Source organism: Streptomyces sp. NPDC055962 (assembly GCF_042270185.1).
Classification (GTDB): Bacteria; Actinomycetota; Actinomycetes; order Streptomycetales; family Streptomycetaceae; genus Streptomyces.
This window is the reverse complement of the sequence record NZ_JBHJYN010000009.1, coordinates 229,656-249,776: the sequence shown is the minus strand read 5'-3', so window position 1 is coordinate 249,776 and position 20,121 is coordinate 229,656. Positions and strand designations below refer to the sequence as shown.

Here is a 20,121-nt window from a genome sequence, read left to right as displayed (position 1 = left end):
GAGTCTCGCAGGGCCGCAAGAATCGATGACGCCCGGGCCGGTCCGGGCACGTACCCTTTTCTGTTGTGCCGAACGCCAACGAAGACAGCCCCCGTGCACTGAGCCAGGTGCAGCACCGCGCAGTCAGCGAACTGCTGCGGGTGTCCCCCGTCGCCGACGACCTCGCCCTGCGATTTCAGGAGGCCGGATTCAGCCTCGCCCTGGTCGGTGGGTCGGTCCGTGACGCGTTGCTCGGCAGGCTCGGCAACGACCTGGACTTCACGACCGATGCCCGCCCCGAGGACGTACTCAAGATCGTTCGCCCCTGGGCCGACTCCGTCTGGGAGGTCGGAATCGCGTTCGGCACCGTCGGCTCGCAGAAGGACGGCTATCAGATCGAGGTCACGACGTACCGGTCCGAGGCGTACGACAGGACATCTCGCAAGCCCGAGGTCTCCTACGGCGACTCGATCGAGGACGACCTCGTGCGTCGTGACTTCACCGTCAACGCCATGGCCGTGGCGCTGCCGCAGAAGGAGTTCATCGACCCTCACGGCGGGCTCGACGACCTTGCGCAGCGTGTACTGCGTACACCTGGCACGCCTGAGGCGTCCTTCTCCGACGATCCGCTGCGCATGCTGCGCGCCGCCCGCTTTGCCGCGCAGCTGGACTTCGAGGTGGCCCCCGAGGTCGTCGAGGCCATGACGAACATGGCGGGACGCATCGAGATCGTCTCGGCGGAGCGGGTCCGTGAGGAGCTCAACAAGCTGCTGCTCTCCGGACACCCCCGCAAGGGGCTGGGCCTTCTCGTGGATACCGGCCTGGCCGACCGGGTGCTGCCCGAGCTCCCCGCGCTCCGACTGGAGAGTGACGAGCATCACCGTCACAAGGATGTCTATGAGCACTCCCTGACGGTCCTGGAGCAGGCCATCGATCTGGAGGAGGACGGGGCGGACCTCGTACTGCGCCTCGCTGCCCTGCTCCACGACGTCGGGAAGCCGCGGACGCGGCGCTTCGAGAAGGACGGTCGCGTCTCGTTCCACCACCATGAGGTGGTCGGGGCCAAGATGGCGAAGAAGCGCATGACGGAGCTCAAGTACTCCAACGAGATGATCAAGGACGTCTCGAAGCTGGTGGAGCTGCATCTGCGCTTCCACGGGTACGGCGACGGCGAATGGACCGACTCCGCGGTGCGCCGATATGTGCGGGACGCGGGGCCGCTGCTGGATCGGCTGCACAAGCTGACGCGCTCCGACTGCACGACGCGGAACAAGCGCAAGGCGAATGCCTTGTCGCGCACGTACGACGGCCTTGAGGAACGTATCGCTCAGCTGCAGGAACAGGAGGAGCTGGAAGCGATCCGGCCCGACCTGGACGGCAACGAGATCATGCAGATCCTGGGCGTGGGGCCCGGCCCCGTGATCGGCAAGGCGTACGCGTTCCTGTTGGAGCTGCGGCTGGAGAACGGCCCGATGGATCGCGAAACTGCGGTGGCAGCTCTCAAGCAGTGGTGGGCGACGCAGGACTGAAGGGTGCTGTCACCGGTCGCGCAGGGCGTCATGTGTTGACGAGACCGTCATGTTTCACGTGAAACAAGACGGTGTACCGAGCCACTCCGTGCTCGGCATGAGGGGCGTTGTTTCACGTGAAACAACGCCCCTCACTCCTGAGCGCAACGCGCCTCACTCCTTGGTGTCGGCGCGCTGCAGTGCGCTCGCACGTCGGCGGTGGAGCATGGCGACGGAGACAAGGGCGTAGAGCACCGCCACCGTGCCCACGACGACGACGGATTTTCCATCGGCGGGGAGTACGAGGGCTGCCATGCCTGCCGCAGCGACGAAGGCGACGTTGAACAGCACGTCGTAGAGCGAGAAGACCCGGCCTCGATAGGCATCGTCCACGGAGGTCTGCACCTCGGTATCCGTCGCGATCTTCGCACCCTGGGTCACGAGCCCGAGAACGTAGGCGGCCGCCAGCATCGGTGCGGGGGCGAACGGGAGGCCCAGAGCGGGTTCCAGGAGGGCGGCTGCCCCGGCGCAGCCCGCGAGCCAGCCGTAGCGGCCGAACCGTCCGACCGCCCAGGGGGAGAGTACGGCGGCCGTGAAATACCCCGCTGCGGACGCGCCAAGTGCGATGCCGAGGAGGGCCAGGCCGTCCGACTCGCCGTCGGACCAGGCGTAGCGGCACAGCATCAGCACCATCACGGTCAAAGCTCCGTAGCAGAAGCGCAGCACGGTTATGGCAGCGAGTGCGTGCGCCGCGTCCCTCCGCTCGGCCAGGTGACGCAACCCTGCGACGAGTCCCTTGGCGGTCGTGGTGAGCGCCTCCCGAAGGGCCACATGGTGCAGGGCCCGATCAGGCCCGAGGAGTGTCCGATGCAGAGTCAGGGAGACGAGGGCCGAGAGGAAGTAGAGGGCGGCACCCAGCAGGACCACGGAGGCGTCCGAGCCGCCGGTCAGCAGACCGATGGCCAGGGCGAGGCCCCCGCCCGCGGTGGCGGCCAGCGTGCCGGCTGTCGGGGAGAGGGAGTTGGCGAGCACGAGCCGTTCGCTGTCGACGACGCGGGGCAGGGCAGCGGACAGCCCTGCCAGCACGAAGCGGTTGACGGCGGTGACGCAGAGGGCGGAGGCGTAGAACAGCCAGTCCGGGACGGAACTCAGGAGCAGCAGGGCCGTGCAGCAGGCCAGTACGGCGCGCAGCAGGTTCCCGTAGAGAAAGACCTGTCGGCGAGGCCAACGGTCAAGCAGAACTCCCGCGAACGGACCGATCAGCGAGTACGGGAGCAGCAGCACAGCCATGGCCGAGGCGATGGCTCCCGGAGTCGTCTGGTTCTCGGGCGAGAAGACGACGTAGGTGGCGAGCGCGACCTGGTAGACGCCGTCGGCCGACTGCGAGAGAAGTCGTACGGCGAGCAGGCGGCGGAAGTTCCGAAGGCGCAGGAGTACGCCCAGATCTCGCACGACAGGCATGTGTGCAAGGGTCACACACGTGGGGGGCCTCCGGGCGGATTGCCGGGGACCCCCCACGTGGAGAAGCGTCGTTGAAGCGGTGACCGTCCGGGTCAGCGCTCGACGTCGCCGTTGATGAACTTCTCGACGTTCTCGCGGGCCTCGTCGTCGAAGTACTGGACCGGCGGGGACTTCATGAAGTACGAGGAGGCCGAAAGGATCGGGCCGCCGATGCCGCGGTCCTTGGCGATCTTCGCTGCACGCACGGCGTCGATGATGACACCCGCGGAGTTCGGGGAGTCCCACACCTCGAGCTTGTACTCCAGGTTCAGCGGAACGTCACCGAAGGCGCGGCCCTCGAGGCGCACGTACGCCCACTTGCGGTCGTCCAGCCAGGCCACGTAGTCCGAGGGACCGATGTGGACGTTGTCCGCACCCAGCTCGCGGTCACGGATCTGAGAGGTGACGGCCTGCGTCTTCGAGATCTTCTTGGACTCCAGGCGCTCACGCTCGAGCATGTTCTTGAAGTCCATGTTGCCGCCGACGTTCAGCTGCATCGTTCGGTCCAGGATGACGCCCCGGTCCTCGAAGAGCTTCGCCATCACGCGGTGCGTGATGGTGGCGCCGACCTGCGACTTGATGTCGTCGCCGACGATCGGGACACCGGCCTCGGTGAACTTGTCCGCCCACTCCTTGGTGCCGGCGATGAACACCGGGAGGGCGTTGACGAACGCGACCTTGGCGTCGATGGCGCACTGCGCGTAGAACTTCGCAGCGACCTCGGAACCGACGGGCAGGTAGCAGACGAGGACGTCGACCTGCTTGTCCTTGAGGATCTGGACGACGTCGACGGGGGCGTCGGCGGACTCCTCGATCGTCTCGCGGTAGTACTTGCCCAGACCGTCGTGGGTGTGGCCGCGCTGAACGGTCACGCCCGTGTTCGGCACGTCGGCGATCTTGATGGTGTTGTTCTCGCTGGCGCCGATGGCGTCCGAGAGGTCGAGGCCGACCTTCTTCGCGTCGACGTCGAAGGCGGCGACGAACTCGACGTCGCTCACGTGGTAATCGCCGAACTGGACGTGCATCAGACCAGGCACCTTGCCGGCCGGATCGGCGTCCTTGTAGTACTCGACGCCCTGCACCAGCGAGGCGGCGCAGTTGCCTACGCCGACGATGGCTACGCGAACCGAACCCATGCCGATTGCTCCCTGTGTGTTCTCGGTGTTCCCCGACGAGGCCATGCGGATCCTCGGGGATGTCACTTGGTGTCGTCGGACGGATCCGGCCGGGTGTCGTCCCGGTGCCGGGGCAGGCCGCCCGTCGCTCCTGATGTGTCGTGCTGAGTGGAGCCTTCGGGCGAGGACCGCTGGTCCCGTCCCGACCGCTCGCTCTCGATGAGCTCGTTCAGCCAGCGAACTTCGCGCTCCACGGACTCCATGCCGTGTCGCTGCAGCTCAAGCGTGTAGTCGTCGAGTCGTTCACGGGTACGGGCGAGAGAGGCGCGCATCTTCTCGAGGCGCTCCTCCAGCCTGCTGCGGCGGCCTTCGAGCACGCGCATCCGCACCTCGCGCTCCGTCTGCCCGAAGAATGCGAAACGAGCCGCGAAGTGCTCGTCCTCCCAGGCGTCCGGACCGGTGTGCGAGAGCAGTTCCTCGAAGTGCTCCTTACCTTCTGCCGTCAACCGGTAGACGATCTTTGCCCGGCGTCCGGCCAACGACGATGCGGGGGCGACCCCGCGACCTGTGGCCGGCGGCAGAGCCGGAACGCTTCCCGGCTCCTCGATCAACCAGCCGTTGGCGACCAGCGTCTTGAGGCAGGGGTAGAGGGTGCCGTAGCTGAAGGCGCGGAAGATCCCCAGCGACGTGTTGAGGCGCTTGCGCAGTTCGTACCCGTGCATGGGGGACTCGCGGAGCAGGCCGAGCACGGCGAATTCGAGGATGCCGGAGCGTCTGCTCACGTTCGTCCCCTCCTTCGCCTGGATGCTCGTGCGGGCCGTGGTGCCCACCTTATGCCGTGCTGATGTATCGACTCGATACATCAGCACGATAGATCGGCTGGTGATGTTCGACAAGAGGACGGTTCGTGAGCGGCGTCACATCCCTGATTCATAGGGAGTGACTTGCGTAATTTGGGGTGAAGTTCGGTCCCCGGAGGTTTTTGACCGTGCGTAGTCTGTGCGGCATGCAGACCACCGGGAACCATGGCGCGCCACCGTGCGTCAGTAATCGCGGACTGCCGGATGGGCTGAGGGTGAGCCTTCCGCAGTGCTTGTCCGTAATTCGGGGGGACCGGATCACAACTGCCGCTTCCAGGCGCTCTCGCCTGCCCGAGGAGTAGTCGTTCGATGAGCGAGCACCGTCGTAAAGCGCCGCAATCCCAAGGTGGCGGACGCGCAGCGGCCAGACGAGCCGCCCAACAGCCTGCTGGACGTCGCAGTGATTCGTCACGCAGGGCAACTTCGTCATCACCTTCCGAAGTGCATGGTGAGGAGCCGGTCTACGGCAGCCGCGCCGAGGCGCGTCGAGCCGCCCAGCGCGGCGGGGGCCGACGGCGGGGAGGTGGCGACAGCAGCGGTCACGAGGGCCGCGGCCGGGGTCGCGCGGATTCAGGGAAGAAGCGCTTCATCGACTACCCGCGGGCCGGTAAGTACGGCTTCCGCCGCTGGGTCCCGTCGTGGAAGCTGGCCTCAGGCCTGTGCCTGGGGTTCCTGGGTCTCATGATGGGTGTGGCCGGCGTCGCGTACGCGCTCGTGGTCCCGCCCCAGGTCAAGGATCTGGCCACCGCGCAGAACAACGTCTACTACTGGGCCGACGACACACAGATGGTCGCCACGGGCGGTTCCGTCAACCGTCAGTCGATCGAGTACGCCCAGATCCCCCCGGCCATGCGGAACGCCGTCATCTCGGCCGAGAACAAGTCGTTCGAGAGCGACCGGGGCATCGACCCGATGGGCATCGCCCGCGCCTTCTACAACATGGCCCGCGGTGGTGACACGCAGGGCGGTTCGACGATCACCCAGCAGTACGTGAAGAACTCCATGCTCAGCCAGGAGCAGACGCTGACGAGGAAGTTCAAGGAGCTCTTCATCACGCTCAAGGTCGGTGAGACGGTGGGCAAGAAGGAGGTCATGGAGGGGTACCTCAATGTCTCCTACTACGGCCGTGGTGCGTCGGGACTGCAGGCAGCCGCACGGGCCTACTACAACAAGGACGCGACGGATCTGAACCCGAGCGAGTGCGCCTTCCTCGCGACGTTGCTCAAGGGTGCGAGCTACTACGACCCTGCGGGCTCCCCTGAGATCGACAAGGTGAAGGCCTCCGCTGAGGCGAACACCAAGCGGGCCAAGCTGCGCTGGAGCTGGATCCTCGACGAAGAGGTGAAGGACAACAAGCTGAGCGCGGCGGAGCGGGCGAAGTACACCGAGTTCCCCATGCCGATCCAGCCTCGCAAGGACGCCAAGCTGGGTGGTCAGACCGGATATCTGGTCGATCTCGCGACCAAGTACTTCCTCGCGCACAACGAGGACGGCGTCACCGAGAAGGAACTGGCCCGGGGCGGCTACGAGATCCACACGACCTTCGAGGAGAAAAAGGTCGAAGAGCTCGAGAAGTCGATCAAGAAGGTCCACGAGGCCAAGATCGATCCCAAGGAGCGTCCCGACAAGGACACGCACGTCCAGTTCGGCGGCGCGTCGGTGGACACGAAGACGGGCGCCATCGTCGCCACGTACGGCGGCGAGGACGCGACCAAGCACTACACCAACAATGCCGACGCGACCGGTGCGCAGGTGGGCTCGACGTTCAAGCCCTTCGTGCTGGCGGCCGCGATGAAGTACGGGAAGCGGAATCCCGAGCTCGGGAAGGAGCAGGGTGAGTCCGAGCGGACGCCCGTCTCGCCGAAGAGCATCTACAACGGCGACAACAAGCTGAAGATCCATAACTACGACGGCTCCGTCTGGATGAACGACGACGGCAAGGAGTGGCTCCAGACCAACGACGGAGACCACAGCTACGGAGACATCAGCCTCCGGTACGCCATGCAGGAATCCGCGAACTCCCCGTACGTCCAGCTCGGTATGGACGTCGGCACCGACAAGGTGAAGGAGGCGGCCATGTCCGCGGGGCTGCGGGACGACGACTACATGGCGAACGCCAACGTCCCTTCCTTCTCCATCGGTACCTCTTCACCGAGCGCCATCCGGATGGCCGGTTCGTACGCCACCTTCGCCACCAGCGGCAAGCAGCGGGAGCCGTTCTCCGTCACCGAGGTGAAGCATGACGGCGCGGTCATCTACCAGCACAAGACGGAGACCAAGCCCGCCTTTTCGAGCGTCGTCGCGGACAACGTCACTGATGTGCTGAAGAACGTCGTCGAGCACGGCACCGGTACACCCGCCAAGTTGGCAGGCCGTGACGCGGCCGGCAAGACCGGTACCACCGACGGCAACAAGTCCGCGTGGTTCGTCGGCTACACCCCGCAGCTGTCCACCGCCGTCAGCATGTTCCGCATGGACGACGACGAGAAGAACAAGGACCGCGAGTTCCTGGAGATGTACGGGACCGGCGGTGAGAAGTCCATCCACGGTGCCTCGTTCCCCGCACAGATCTGGCACGACTACATGACCGAGGCGGTCAAGGGGACCAAGGCCATCGCCTTCCCGAAGCCGGAACAGATCGGTGAGACGGTCTTCGGCGGCGGCGCGGTCAGCCCCAGCCCGACTCCGAGCCCGACGCCGACGCCTTCGGAGTCGAGCGCCTCGCCCACGCCGTCCCCCACACCGTCGTCCCCGACCCCCACGCCGAGCGAGACGTGCCAGCCGCTCGACTGGGAGTGCAGGAACAACCAGAACGGCGGGACCACCAACGGGAACGGCACCGAAGGGAACACGGGCGGAACCACCGACGGCGGGACGGACACCGGTACCACCGACGGTGGGACGGACACCGGGACCACCGAGGGAACGACGGACGGAACGACGGAGGGTGACGACAACGGCCGCGGAGGGATCTTCGGAGGCGGATAGCACCACCGGCCTCCGGACCTCCTCGGAGCCCACCGGACGCGCATGACGAGGGCCGTCGCACCTGCCGGGTGCGGCGGCCCTCGTCCGTGTGTCCGGACGTGGGCCGCGCCCGCGCACAGCGCCGTACGGCAGGATGTGCGGCATGCCAAGCGCAGAAGACACGAGCGTGCACCAGGAGCCGTCCGTCGTACCGCCCACGCGACAGGACGAGATCGCCGCGGTGGGCAGCGAGCTGATCGGCGGGCCGGCGGGCCGCTGGGCACGGTTCGGATCGAGCTCCCTCACGCCGGTACGCGTCATCGTTCTCGTCGCGATCGGGATGTTCGCGCTCGGCATGGTGCAGAAGGTCCCCTGCTACGACTGGGCCTGGTTCCGCGGCGCCAGCTCGCAGTACACGCACGCGTGCTACTCCGACATCCCGCACCTCTACGCCGGACGCGGGTTCGCCGACGGCCTCGTGCCCTACGTCGACCGGCTCGGCGGCGACATGTCCTACCTCGAGTACCCCGTCCTGACCGGGCTGTTCATGCAGGTCGCCTCCTGGCTGACACCGACCCCCTCCTCCGACCCCATGCAGCAGCGCGAGCAGATGTACTGGATGGTCAACGCGGGCATGCTCATGGTCTGCGCCGTGGTCCTCGTGGTCTGTGTCGCCCGGACACACCGGCGCAGGCCCTGGGACGGTCTGCTGGTCGCGCTCGCCCCGGCGTTCGCGCTCACCGCGACCATCAACTGGGATCTGCTCGCCGTCGCCCTGACCGCCGCGGCGATGCTCATGTGGTCCCGCGGAAGGAACCTGCTCTTCGGCGTCCTCATCGGCCTGGCGACCGCTGCCAAGCTCTACCCCGTGCTGCTCCTCGGGCCGCTGATGGTGCTGTGCTGGCGGGCCGGGAAGTGGCGGGAGTACGGGGTGGCCCTCCTCGGCGCGGCAGCCGCGTGGCTGCTGGTGAACCTTCCGGTGATGGCGTACGCCCCGGAGGGATGGAAGAAGTTCTACACGTTCAGTCGTGAGCGGCAGATCGACTACGGCTCGTTCTGGCTGGTCATCACCCAGCGCACCGGGTCGCCCATCGACGTGGCCACGGTGAACACGGCCTCTGTGCTGCTGATGATCGTGCTGTGCGCGGGGATCGCCGGACTGGCCCTGACGGCACAGCGCCGGCCCCGGTTCGCCCAGCTCGCCTTCCTCGTCGTGGCCGCGTTCATCCTGACCAACAAGGTCTACTCGCCGCAGTACGTGCTCTGGCTGATCCCGCTGGCCGCACTGGCCAGGCCGCGCTGGAGGGACTTCCTCGTGTGGCAGGCCTGCGAGGTCATGTACTTCCTGGGGATCTGGTTCTACCTCGCCTACACGACGAGCGGCGACAAGCACCAGGGGCTGCCGCAGGACGGCTACCAGGTCGCGGTCGCCCTGCACCTGCTGGGAACGCTCTACCTGTGCGCCGTGGTCGTCAGGGACGTCCTGAGGCCCGAGCGGGATCCCGTACGGCACGACGGGTCCGACGACCCGTCGGGAGGCGTGCTCGACGGGGCGCCGGACCGCGTGGCGCTGGCGCAGGTGCACCCTCACCCGTCCCGGCACGCGGCACCCGCGGTCGAAGGACCGCGGGTGGAGTGGGGAACCGCGGGCGGAGCGGTCCCGGACTGAGGGCGGCCGGGGCTACCGGTCCACGAGGCGGTCGAACTGGGTGGTCGTGTGGCGCAGGTGGGCCACCAGTTCGTCGCCGACCTTCGGTTCCTGGGCGTCCGACGGAACGAAGAGGATCGAGACCTGCATGTGCGGCGGCTCGGCGAACCAGCGCTGCTTGCCCGCCCAGACGAAGGGCGACAGGTTGCGGTTGACCGTGGCCAGTCCGGCGCGTGCGACGCCCTTGGCACGGGGCATCACGCCGTGCAGGGCCTTCGGAGCCTCCAGGCCGACACCGTGCGAGGTCCCGCCGGCGACGACCACGAGCCAGCCGTCGGAGGCGGCCTTCTGCTGGCGGTAGCCGAACCGGTCGCCCTTGACGACACGCGTGACGTCGAGCACCGCACCGCGGTACTCCGTCGCCTCGTGGTCACCCAGCCAGAGCCGCGTGCCGATACGCGCGCGGAAGCGGGTCTGCGGGAACTGCTGCCGCAGGCGGGCCAGCTCCTCGGCCCGAAGGTGGCTGACGAACATCGTGTGCAGGGGCAGCCGGGCTGCGCGCAGCCGGTCCATCCAGGAGATGACCTCCTCGACCGCGTCCGAGCCGTCCGTACGGTCGAGCGGCAGATGCAGGGCGAAGCCTTCGAGACGCACGTCCTCGATGGCAGCGTGCAGCTGGCCGAGCTCCTCCTCCTTCACGCCGTGGCGCTTCATCGAGCTCATGCACTCGATGACCACGCGAGCCCCCACCAGGGCGTGCACGCCGTCCACGGAGGAGACGGAACGGATGACGCGGTCGGGCAGCGGCACCGGCTCCTCGCCCCGGCGGAAGGGCGTGAGGACCAGCAGGTCGCCGCTGAACCAGTCCTTGATGCGCGCGGCCTCGTACGTGGTGCCGACGGCCAGTGTGTCGGACCCGAAGCGGATCGCCTCGTCGGCCAGCCGCTCGTGCCCGAAGCCGTATCCGTTGCCCTTGCAGACGGGCACGAGACCGGGGAACTGGTCCAGGACGGACTTCTGGTGCGCCCGCCAGCGCGCGGTGTCGACGTAGAGGGAGAGCGCCATGGCCGGCCCGGAACCTTTCTGGTGGCTGCGGTGTAAGTGAGAGAGAGGGAGAGGAGCTGAGGGATGATGGTCAGGATGCGGTCAGCGGCGCGACATGTACATATCGAGAGCCTTGTGCAGCAGCTTGTTCAGGGGGAAGTCCCACTCGCCGACGTACTCGACGGCCTCGCCACCGGTGCCGACTTTGAACTGGATCAGGCCGAAGAGGTGGTCCGTCTCGTCCAGCGAGTCGCTGATGCCGCGCAGGTCGTAGACGGTCGCGCCCATCGCGTACGAGTCGCGGAGCATCCGCCACTGCATGGCGTTGGAGGGGCGGACCTCGCGCCCGATGTTGTCCGAGGCGCCGTAGGAGTACCAGACGTGCCCACCGACGACGAGCATCGTGGCGGCCGAGAGGTTCACACCGTTGTGCCGGGCGAAGTACAGCCGCATGCGGTTGGGGTCCTCGGAGTTGAGCACCGACCACATGCGCTGGAAGTACGAGAGCGGGCGCGGCCGGAAGTGGTCACGCACGGCGGTGATCTCGTACAGCCGCTGCCACTCGGCGAGGTCCTCGTAGCTGCCCTGGACGACCTCGACACCGGCCTTGTCGGCCTTCTTGATGTTGCGGCGCCAGAGCTGGTTGAAGCCCTTGAGGACATCCTCGAGGGAGCGGTTGGCCAGCGGGACCTGGAAGACGTACCGGGGCTGGACGTCGCCGAAACCGGCGCCGCCGTCCTCACCCTGCTGCCAGCCCATCTTGCGCAGCCGGTCGGAGACCTCGAAGGCGCGCGGCTCGATGTGGCTGGCCTCGACGTCACGCAGCCGCTTCACATCCGGGTCCTGGATGCCCGACTTGATGGCGGCCGAGTCCCAGCGGCGGATGACGACGGGCGGGCCCATCTTGACGGAGAAGGCGCCCTGCTGCTTCAGGTGGGCGAGCATCGGCTGGAGCCACTCGTCCAGATTCGGGGCGTACCAGTTGATGACCGGGCCCTCGGGGAGGTAGGCGAGATAGCGCTTGATCTTGGGCAGCTGGCGGTACAGCACCAGTCCGGCGCCGACCATCTCGCCGTTCTTGTCGAACCATCCCAGGTTCTCCGAGCGCCATTCGGTTTTCACGTCAGCCCACGCCGGGACCTGGCAGTGACTGGCCGAGGGCAGACTCTGGATGTACGCCAGATGCTGTTCTCGGCTGATGGTCCTCAGGGTCAGGCTCATGCGGGGCGCTCCTCGGCAGGTGTGTCCCCATCGGTCAGGGGCTCCGGCTCTCGCGCCGAAGCCTACTGTGACCGAGGGGCGCCCGGTCTGGCCCGTACGGACCGGACCGGGCGCCACCCACTCGGGATCGCCTTGCCACGCAGTGCGCGGGGAGGCCGACCTCGTCGGCCTCCGCTCTGCCGGTCAGGTGATGACGCCCCCGAAGAGACCGCCGTGCGCCATGCCGAGGAAGAAGCCGAGCGCGGATGCGCCGAGCCCCATGATCAGCCCGAACCGCTGCCACGTCGTCCTGGAGATGTACTGGCCGTAGGCGCCCGTCAGGATGCCGATCAGCCCGGCCCACGAGCTGATCAGGTGCAGGCTGTGGAACATCGCCGTCACGAACGCGAGGACGCCGAGGACCCCGGTCACCACCATCAGGACTTCCTGGACCGGATGCGGCCTGCCGTCGGTCGCGAAGAGGGATCCGGTGGCCGGGCGAGCATTGGCCACCCGGCTGGGAGCCGGTCGGACGCCGGCAGATCGGACTGTCTGTGCCATGGAGCACCTCCTGGCGGAAGGGCGGTGGATGTAGCGCCTCTCACACCGCATCTGTCTCGATTGTGCGCCCTGAACACCGGATTTCAACCGGAAGCCGGTCTGCGGGTACTCTGTACGGTCTGCACCGGTGTCTGCCCTGAGCCAGCACTGCAGCCCCCCTCATCTCTCGAAGACGGGCGTTGTCAGTGGCGGCTGTTTTACTCGGAAACACTGTTGCTTACGCATCACGACCCTCCTGCCACGGAACGACCGTGGCCGCTGAGTCCAAAGGAGGTGGGTTCCACATGCGTCACTACGAGGTGATGGTCATCCTCGACCCCGATCTCGAGGAGCGAGCAGTCTCCCCGCTGATCGAGAACTTCCTCTCCGTCGTCCGTGAGGGCAACGGAAAGGTTGAGAAGGTCGACACCTGGGGCCGTCGTCGTCTCTCTTACGAGATCAAGAAGAAGCCCGAGGGCATCTACTCGGTCATCGACCTGCAGGCCGAGCCTGCGGTCGTCAAGGAGCTCGACCGACAGATGAACCTGAACGAGTCGGTCCTCCGGACCAAGGTCCTCCGTCCCGAGACCCACTGAGCTTCTAGCTCAGTGGTCATCGGGTTCGAGTAGCAAGCAGCCAGAAGCAATCCCCGCCGAGAGGTTCACCCATGGCAGGCGAGACCGTCATCACGGTCGTCGGCAATCTCGTCGACGACCCCGAGCTGCGCTTCACCCCGTCCGGTGCGGCGGTCGCGAAGTTCCGTGTCGCGTCCACTCCCCGCATCTTCGACCGGCAGACCAATGAGTGGAAGGACGGCGAAGGCCTGTTCCTCACCTGCTCGGTCTGGCGTCAGGCGGCGGAGAACGTCGCGGAGTCGCTCCAGCGAGGCATGCGCGTCGTCGTGCAGGGCCGGCTGAAGCAGCGGTCCTACGAGGACCGTGAGGGCGTCAAGCGCACGGTCTACGAGCTGGATGTCGAGGAAGTCGGCCCCAGCCTGAAGAACGCCACGGCCAAGGTCACCAAGACCACGGGTCGCGGTGGCCAGGGCGGTGGCCAGGGTGGATACGGCGGTGGCCAGCAGGGCGGCGGCAACTGGGGCGGCGGTCCCGGTGGCGGTGGCCAGCAGGGTGGCGGCGGTGCTCCCGCCGACGACCCGTGGGCGACCAATGCTCCGTCCGGCGGCCAGCAGGGCGGGGGCCAGCAGGGCGGCGGGGGCGGCTGGGGCGGAAGCTCCGGCGGTTCCGGCGGTTCCTCCGGCGGCGGCTACTCGGACGAGCCGCCCTTCTAGGGCTGCTCGTACCCCCACTTCTTGATCACACAGGAGAAACACCATGGCGAAGCCGCCTGTGCGCAAGCCTAAGAAGAAGGTCTGCGCGTTCTGCAAGGACAAGACCCAGTACGTGGACTACAAGGACACGAACATGCTGCGGAAGTTCATTTCCGACCGTGGCAAGATCCGTGCCCGCCGCGTCACCGGCAACTGCACGCAGCACCAGCGTGACGTCGCCACGGCTGTCAAGAACAGCCGTGAGATGGCGCTGCTGCCCTACACGTCCACCGCGCGATAAGGGAAGGGTGACCGAATCATGAAGATCATCCTCACCCACGAGGTCACTGGCCTCGGTGCCGCCGGCGACGTCGTGGACGTCAAGGACGGGTACGCCCGTAACTACCTGGTCCCGCGTGGCTTCGCCATTCGCTGGACCAAGGGTGGCGAGAAGGACGTGGCGCAGATCCGCCGCGCCCGCAAGATCCACGAGATCGCGACGATCGAGCAGGCCAACGAGATCAAGGCAAAGCTCGAGGCCGTCAAGGTGCGTCTGGCTGTTCGCTCCGGCGACGCCGGCCGTCTCTTCGGCTCCGTCACCCCGGCTGACATCGCTTCGGCGATCAAGTCCGCCGGTGGTCCGGACGTCGACAAGCGTCGCGTGGAGCTCGGCTCGCCGATCAAGACGCTCGGCGGACACCAGGTGTCCGTCCGTCTGCACCCCGAGGTTGCCGCGAAGCTCGGTATCGAGGTCGTTGCTGCCTAAGGGCACAGCTCAGCAGAGCTAGGTGAAGGGCCGCACCCCTTGGGTGCGGCCCTTCGTCGTTTCACGTGAAACAGGAGGCTCCGGATTCACATGAAACCGGAGCCGCCTCGTTTCACGTGAAGGCCGGAGGCTCGTGCTTCAGCGCGTGGCTCCCGTCACGATCCACCGGCCGGACCTCGTACGCACCCACAGAGTCATCAGCCGGACAGCCATCATCAGCGTCATCGCTCCCCAGAGGGCGGTGAGACCTCCGCCGAGGTGGGGGACCAGGAGAGCGGCCGGGGCGAAGATGGCCAAGGTCAGGACCATGGCCCAGGCGAGGTAGCGGCCGTCTCCGGCGCCCATCAGGACCCCGTCGAGCACGAAGACCACACCGGAGACCGGCTGGGAGAGCGCGACGACCAGGAGCGCGGGCAGCAGGGTGTCCTGTACGGAGGTGTCGCTGGTGAACAGCGGGACGAAGAGCGGCCTGGCGAGCACGATGAGCGCGCCGAGAACCACCCCGGAGACGATCCCCCACTGCACCATCCGACGGCAGGCTTCGCGAGCGCCCTTCACATCGTTCGCGCCCAGATAGCGGCCGATGATGGCTTGTCCGGCGATGGCGATCGCGTCGAGGGCGAAGGCCGTCAGGCTCCACAGGGACAGGATGATCTGGTGGGCGGCGATATCTGTGTCGCCCAGACGGGCGGCGACGGCAGTCGCGATCATCAGGACCGCTCTCAGGGAGAGCGTACGGATGAGCAAGGGGACGCCTGCCTGGGCGCTCGCCCTGATGCCCTTGGCGTCGGGGCGCAGAGATGCTCCATGCCGATGGGCTCCACGGACGACGACGACGAGATAGGCGATCGCCATGCCCATCTGCGCGATGACCGTGCCCCATGCGGATCCTGCGATGCCCATGCCGGCCCCGTAGACGAGCCCGACGTTGAGGGCGCCGTTGGCTGCGAATCCACCGATGGCGACGTAGAGCGGAGTCCGGGTGTCCTGCAGTCCGCGCAGTACACCTGTGGCCGCGAGTACCACCAGCATCGCGGGGATGCCGAGGCTTGAGATCCGCAGATACGTGATGGCGTACGGGGTCGCGGTATCGGAAGCCCCGAAGATCTCGACCAGCCATGGCGCGAGGGGGAGCGTCACGGCGATGACGGCAGCACCGATCAGCAGGGCGAGCCAGATGCCGTCCATTCCCTGGCGGATGGCGGACGCCAGATCTCCGGCGCCGACCTGGCGGGCGACGGCGGCTGTGGTCGCGTAGGCGAGAAAGACGAAGATGCTCACCGCAGTCGTCAGTAGTGCCGCGGCGACCGCCAGGCCGGCCAGTTGTGGAGTGCCGAGGTGCCCGACGATGGCGCTGTCGACCATGACGAAGAGAGGCTCGGCAACGAGCGCTCCGAAGGCCGGGACAGCCAGTGCGATGATCTCGCGGTCGTGCCGACGACGGGATGGCGGCTGAGCCGTGGGCGCCTGGGTCATGGGGTCAATCTAATCTTCCACAGGTAAGAGACGCAATGTGTCTGAGGTCCTTACCTTGCCCTGGATCCCGAGTGGGGCGGGAAGGTGATTGCGGTGATCTTGGGCTGAGGGCAAAAGTTTTTCTCCCCCACAGGCCGTGGATTGAGAAAGTCCAGCTCAGGGGGCCCTTTCATGGGCCCGTATGAGTTTGTCCACAGTACTGTCCCCCGGTCCGTGCACAGGATCCGACGGGTTCTCCACAGCATCTGGTCCGTCATCCACATGCCCTGTGGATAACCAGATTGGCTGACGGTGCGGAGCGGCCTACCGTGGTGCGGCGCCCGCACTCCGTTCCGGCTTGGAAGTCCGCAGAACTTGACGCGCCGGAACCGGAGTCGGGCGTCTTGTTTGTCGGTGCCGTGCCGTAAGAAAGAGTGGCACGGCTAGGTCCGCGAAGCGGACGGGAGGAGGTGGCCCGGTGAGCATTCCCGAGCCTTTGGACGACCCCTGGGCCGATGTCGGTCCCAGCGACCGTCTGCCCGTCTCCCGTCAGCGCCGCGGAGAGGGCAAGGGGCGTGACGAGCAGCACGAGCGTGGCAGGGAGAGCAGCTGGGACGGCCCCTCCTCCGGCTTCGAGCGAGTGCCTCCGCAGGATCTCGACGCCGAGCAGTCCGTCCTGGGCGGCATGCTGCTCTCCAAGGACGCCATCGCCGACGTCGTGGAGATCATCAAGGGCCACGACTTCTACCGTCCGGCCCACGAGACCGTCTATACGGCGATCCTCGACCTGTACGCCAAGGGTGAGCCGGCCGACCCGATCACGGTGGCGGCCGAACTGGTCAAGCGTGGCGAGATCACCAAGGTCGGCGGAGCTCCGTATCTGCACACGCTGGTCCAGTCCGTGCCGACCGCGGCCAACGCGTCCTACTACGCGGAGATCGTCCACGAGCGTGCGGTGCTGCGGCGTCTCGTCGAGGCCGGCACGAAGATCACACAGATGGGATATGCCGCCGACGGCGACGTCGACGAGATCGTCAACTCCGCGCAGGCCGAGATCTACGCCGTCACGGAGCAGCGCACCAGCGAGGACTACCTCCCGCTCGGCGACATCATGGAGGGTGCTCTCGACGAGATCGAGGCCATCGGCTCCCGCAGCGGGGAGATGACCGGCGTGCCGACGGGATTCACGGACCTCGACTCCCTGACCAACGGACTGCATCCCGGCCAGATGATCGTCATCGCAGCCCGTCCCGCCATGGGTAAATCGACTCTCGCCCTGGACTTCGCCCGTGCCTGCTCGATCAAGAGCAACCTGCCGAGCGTGATCTTCTCCCTGGAAATGGGACGCAACGAGATCGCGATGCGCCTCCTCTCCGCCGAGGCCCGGGTGGCCCTTCACCACATGCGCTCCGGCACCATGACCGACGAGGACTGGACGAGGCTCGCCCGCCGGATGCCGGACGTCTCGGCTGCTCCGCTCTACATCGACGATTCGCCGAACCTCTCGATGATGGAGATCCGTGCGAAGTGCCGTCGCCTCAAGCAGCGCAACGACCTCAAGCTCGTGGTCATCGACTATCTGCAGCTGATGCAGTCCGGCGGGGCCAAGCGTGCCGAGAGCCGTCAGCAGGAGGTCTCGGACATGTCCCGAAACCTCAAGCTCCTGGCCAAGGAGCTGGAGCTGCCCGTCATCGCCCTGTCCCAGCTGAACCGTGGTCCCGAACAGCGCACGGACAAGAAGCCGATGGTCTCCGACCTGCGTGAGTCCGGTTCCATCGAGCAGGACGCCGACATGGTGATCCTGCTGCACCGCGAGGACGCGTACGAGAAGGAGTCGCCGCGCGCCGGCGAGGCCGACCTGATCGTGGCCAAGCACCGTAACGGACCGACGGCGACGATCACCGTGGCGTTCCAGGGCCACTACTCCCGCTTCGTGGACATGGCTCAGACCTGATGGCGCCCTGTAGGGTCTCAAATCCCGCTTCATAGTCTCAGCGCCAGCTGCATATGGATGGCATTTATGCAGCCATCATGAGACTCGCAGCTCGGAGCGCTCACTCTTCCGGGTGACGTAAGGGGCGACCTCTCCATGCGGGGAGCGAACGCTGACACCTTGGCTACACGGGCAGTCACTCGTGGGCTGGGGGTGCGGTGGACGTCGCTGCGACGGTGAGTATCCGTCATCAACGCGGTGCTCTCGTAGAGGACCGAGACTGGCGTACGGTGCCTGCCGACTTCCTGCACTCGGCTTGTCCGTAGCGGACGTTCCGCTGGCACAAGGGCCAGAAGCACTACTCAGGCACTTACTGGTCGGCGACGATGCGCGATCACGTGATCTACGAGTCGCGACTGGAGCTGTCGCGGTTGCTCTTCGCCGATTTCGATCCGGCCGTACGTGGCATCGTGGCCCAGCCCTTCTTGCTGAAGACGGTGTTGGAGGGGAAGGCCCGTTGGCACATTCCGGACTATCTCCTCCTCACCGAGCAGGTACCGGTGGTTGCCGACCACGGCAACGGCTACGTCTCGGAGCATCTGACCAGCGTCTGCCGACGGATGGGCATCTCCATCCAGTCGGCCCGGCTGCGGACGGGCCGCGACAAGGGGCCGGTCGAACGCTACTTCCGGACGCTGCGGGAGCGACTGCTGCAGGTGCTGCCCGGCTACAAGGGGCCCGACATCTACTCGCGGGGCGAGAGCCCGGAGGACGACGCCTTCTTCTTCCTCGACGAGCTTGAGGCGATCATCCGGGAGTGGACCGCGGCGGTCTATCACTGCAGGCCGCACTCCAGTCTGGTCGATCCGGGCCTGCCGGGTCTGCGGATGTCCCCGGCGAAGATGTTCGAGCACGGCATGGCCCGCGCCGGCTACATCGAGGTTCCCCGGGATCGCGATCTCGCCTTCGAGTTTCTCCAGACGAAGTGGCGCACGGTCCAGCACTACGGGGTCGAGATCGGCCGCCTCCGCTACAGCGGCCCCGGCCTGCCCGAGCCGGGTGTCCGCAGCCCCTACGACAGCCCGGTCAAGAACGGCTGGCTCATCGAGCAGTACGTCCACCGCCGCCGGACCCTGCCGGACCTCGCCCGAGAAGCGGGCATGAGCACCGCGACCATGGCCCGCTGGGCCCACACCCACAGCATCCCCCTCCGGCCACGCGGCGGTGCGAGCCACCAGACCGTTTTCCGCACCGCCGACGAAGCCGAGGCTCTTCCCGTCATCCTCCGCAAAGCCCTCACTGGCCCGTACGCGCGGCAACGACTCGCGCGATTCCTGGCAGCCCAGTCCTATCCCACCCTCACTGAAGCAGCCCAAGATCTCGGCATCCACCAGTCGGCCCTGGTGATCCAGATCAACCGCCTCGAACGGGACCTCGGAAAGGCACTGCTTGAACGCGCGGAACGCGGCCGGGCCATGAAACTGACTCCCTTAGGCGAGAAGGTCATCGCGGCCATCAGCACCATGCAGGGTCAGATCGCGAGTCAGCTCTGACGCTGATCGTTTGCAGTGCCTGCGACAGCAGGCCCGCAGTTTGCCGGAAGCGCCCCCACCACCGTGGAGATGGCTGCTGCAGCGGTGTCGCCTTCACCGATGACCGTTCCACGAGAAGGACCGCAGACGCGATATCGACCGTCGCTCAGCGGATCGATGAACGGCACGTCCCATGAGTACGGGAAGCCGGTGCAGGTCGTGAAGTGCAGCGACCAGTGGCTGGTGAACGGATACAACTGCCGCAGCTTCGGTTCGGCGGACGCAGCCTCGGCGAGCGCCAATGTCTGGCGGGCGAGGTCGAGTCGATCGGCGTCCTGGTGCAAGCCTTCCAAGAGAAGTCGCCACTGAACGGTGACTGCCTCGGCCGGACCGCGTTCATGCGCTTCGGCCAACTCGCTCAACTCGATGAAGGAAGCATCACCCTGGATCTCACGGAGCCTGGCCCCGTCACGCCAACCTGCCGCAGCTCGGGCCAGCTCGCCCAGATCGGAAGTCGATCCCGAGAGCAGCTGAACCCCTTGGCACGGGCCATTGACGTTGAACCAGCGGGTCTCCGACCCGATGAAGATCCAGCAGGGCTCCCGGCCAGGGACTGTGCTGGTGACGCCGGCTGTCCGCAGCGGGTCCGAATCGTTGCTCAGCACCACACCCAGGTCGAGTCCCTGCTTGGCGGCAGCCAGTGCCAGGGCCGCGGCCAGACTGCCAGCAGCCGCGAGATCCGGATAGAGATCAGGGTCGGCTGGAGTCGGTTCGTGTCGAGCGGGGCGCGGGGAGGTGAAGGTCACC

At 66.8% G+C, this 20,121-nt stretch carries 17 protein-coding genes; 9 read left to right on the top strand and 8 right to left on the bottom strand.

Annotated elements, in window-relative coordinates:
- Positions 1-65 precede the first annotated feature (65 nt).
- A complete protein-coding gene (locus tag ACFC51_RS25205) occupies positions 66-1,508 on the top strand; it encodes a CCA tRNA nucleotidyltransferase (protein WP_376530895.1) in 1,443 nt (480 codons plus the stop codon).
- A 153-nt stretch (positions 1,509-1,661) separates the two neighbouring features.
- Here the strand turns inward: ACFC51_RS25205 and ACFC51_RS25200 are convergent, their stop codons facing one another.
- The 3 genes from ACFC51_RS25200 to ACFC51_RS25190 form a co-directional block, all read right to left on the bottom strand.
- Positions 1,662-2,948, bottom strand: a complete 1,287-nt coding sequence (locus ACFC51_RS25200) for an MFS transporter (protein WP_376530893.1) — start codon at positions 2,946-2,948, stop codon at positions 1,662-1,664.
- A gap of 92 nt (positions 2,949-3,040) precedes the next feature.
- The gene (locus ACFC51_RS25195) at positions 3,041-4,123 is read right to left on the bottom strand and encodes an inositol-3-phosphate synthase (RefSeq protein ID WP_376379094.1); all 1,083 of its coding nucleotides are present in this window, start codon (positions 4,121-4,123) and stop codon (positions 3,041-3,043) included.
- Positions 4,124-4,185: 62 nt separating this feature from the next.
- Positions 4,186-4,884 carry a helix-turn-helix transcriptional regulator gene (locus tag ACFC51_RS25190; protein WP_376379092.1) on the bottom strand — a complete coding sequence of 233 codons (699 nt, stop codon included), beginning with the start codon at positions 4,882-4,884 and terminating at the stop codon, positions 4,186-4,188.
- Between the two features lie 387 nt (positions 4,885-5,271).
- Here ACFC51_RS25190 and ACFC51_RS25185 point away from each other — a divergent pair, with 387 nt between their 5' ends.
- Both ACFC51_RS25185 and ACFC51_RS25180 read left to right on the top strand, forming a co-directional pair.
- On the top strand, positions 5,272-7,950 hold the full coding sequence (locus tag ACFC51_RS25185) for a transglycosylase domain-containing protein (protein ID WP_376530890.1): 2,679 nt from the start codon (positions 5,272-5,274) through the stop codon (positions 7,948-7,950).
- A gap of 142 nt (positions 7,951-8,092) precedes the next feature.
- Entirely contained in the window at positions 8,093-9,598 is a 1,506-nt protein-coding gene (locus tag ACFC51_RS25180) for a glycosyltransferase family 87 protein (RefSeq protein WP_376530887.1), read from the top strand.
- Positions 9,599-9,610: 12 nt separating this feature from the next.
- Here ACFC51_RS25180 and ACFC51_RS25175 read toward each other — a convergent pair whose 3' ends face one another.
- From ACFC51_RS25175 to ACFC51_RS25165, 3 genes are all read right to left on the bottom strand, one after another.
- Entirely contained in the window at positions 9,611-10,642 is a 1,032-nt protein-coding gene (locus ACFC51_RS25175) for an alanine racemase (protein WP_329230784.1), read from the bottom strand.
- A gap of 81 nt (positions 10,643-10,723) precedes the next feature.
- On the bottom strand, positions 10,724-11,842 hold the full coding sequence (locus ACFC51_RS25170) for a lipid II:glycine glycyltransferase FemX (RefSeq protein ID WP_376530885.1): 1,119 nt from the start codon (positions 11,840-11,842) through the stop codon (positions 10,724-10,726).
- A 183-nt stretch (positions 11,843-12,025) separates the two neighbouring features.
- On the bottom strand, positions 12,026-12,382 hold the full coding sequence (locus ACFC51_RS25165) for a hypothetical protein (protein ID WP_376379079.1): 357 nt from the start codon (positions 12,380-12,382) through the stop codon (positions 12,026-12,028).
- A 284-nt stretch (positions 12,383-12,666) separates the two neighbouring features.
- On the opposite strand from ACFC51_RS25165, the gene rpsF reads away from it, so the two are divergent.
- From rpsF to rplI, 4 genes are all read left to right on the top strand, one after another.
- The gene (gene rpsF, locus ACFC51_RS25160; RefSeq protein WP_006604399.1) at positions 12,667-12,957 is read left to right on the top strand and encodes a 30S ribosomal protein S6; all 291 of its coding nucleotides are present in this window, start codon (positions 12,667-12,669) and stop codon (positions 12,955-12,957) included.
- Between the two features lie 71 nt (positions 12,958-13,028).
- Positions 13,029-13,649 (top strand): single-stranded DNA-binding protein, encoded by a 621-nt coding sequence (locus ACFC51_RS25155; protein ID WP_376379076.1) that lies wholly within the window; start codon positions 13,029-13,031, stop codon positions 13,647-13,649.
- 43 nt (positions 13,650-13,692) lie between these two features.
- The gene (gene rpsR, locus ACFC51_RS25150; protein ID WP_003967857.1) at positions 13,693-13,929 is read left to right on the top strand and encodes a 30S ribosomal protein S18; all 237 of its coding nucleotides are present in this window, start codon (positions 13,693-13,695) and stop codon (positions 13,927-13,929) included.
- A gap of 18 nt (positions 13,930-13,947) precedes the next feature.
- Entirely contained in the window at positions 13,948-14,394 is a 447-nt protein-coding gene (rplI, locus tag ACFC51_RS25145) for a 50S ribosomal protein L9 (RefSeq protein WP_014155197.1), read from the top strand.
- A gap of 138 nt (positions 14,395-14,532) precedes the next feature.
- Here the strand turns inward: rplI and ACFC51_RS25140 are convergent, their stop codons facing one another.
- A complete protein-coding gene (locus ACFC51_RS25140; protein WP_376530882.1) occupies positions 14,533-15,870 on the bottom strand; it encodes an MATE family efflux transporter in 1,338 nt (445 codons plus the stop codon).
- A 457-nt stretch (positions 15,871-16,327) separates the two neighbouring features.
- Here ACFC51_RS25140 and dnaB point away from each other — a divergent pair, with 457 nt between their 5' ends.
- Positions 16,328-17,803 carry a replicative DNA helicase gene (dnaB, locus tag ACFC51_RS25135; protein ID WP_376368253.1) on the top strand — a complete coding sequence of 492 codons (1,476 nt, stop codon included), beginning with the start codon at positions 16,328-16,330 and terminating at the stop codon, positions 17,801-17,803.
- A 365-nt stretch (positions 17,804-18,168) separates the two neighbouring features.
- Positions 18,169-19,335: a LysR family transcriptional regulator gene (locus ACFC51_RS25130; protein ID WP_376530879.1), complete on the top strand. Its 1,167-nt coding sequence runs from the start codon at positions 18,169-18,171 to the stop codon at positions 19,333-19,335.
- Here ACFC51_RS25130 and ACFC51_RS25125 read toward each other — a convergent pair.
- Positions 19,326-20,120 (bottom strand): DUF6193 family natural product biosynthesis protein, encoded by a 795-nt coding sequence (locus ACFC51_RS25125; RefSeq protein ID WP_376530876.1) that lies wholly within the window; start codon positions 20,118-20,120, stop codon positions 19,326-19,328. The genes ACFC51_RS25130 and ACFC51_RS25125 overlap by 10 nt on opposite strands.
- Between the last annotated feature and the right edge of the window lies 1 nt (position 20,121).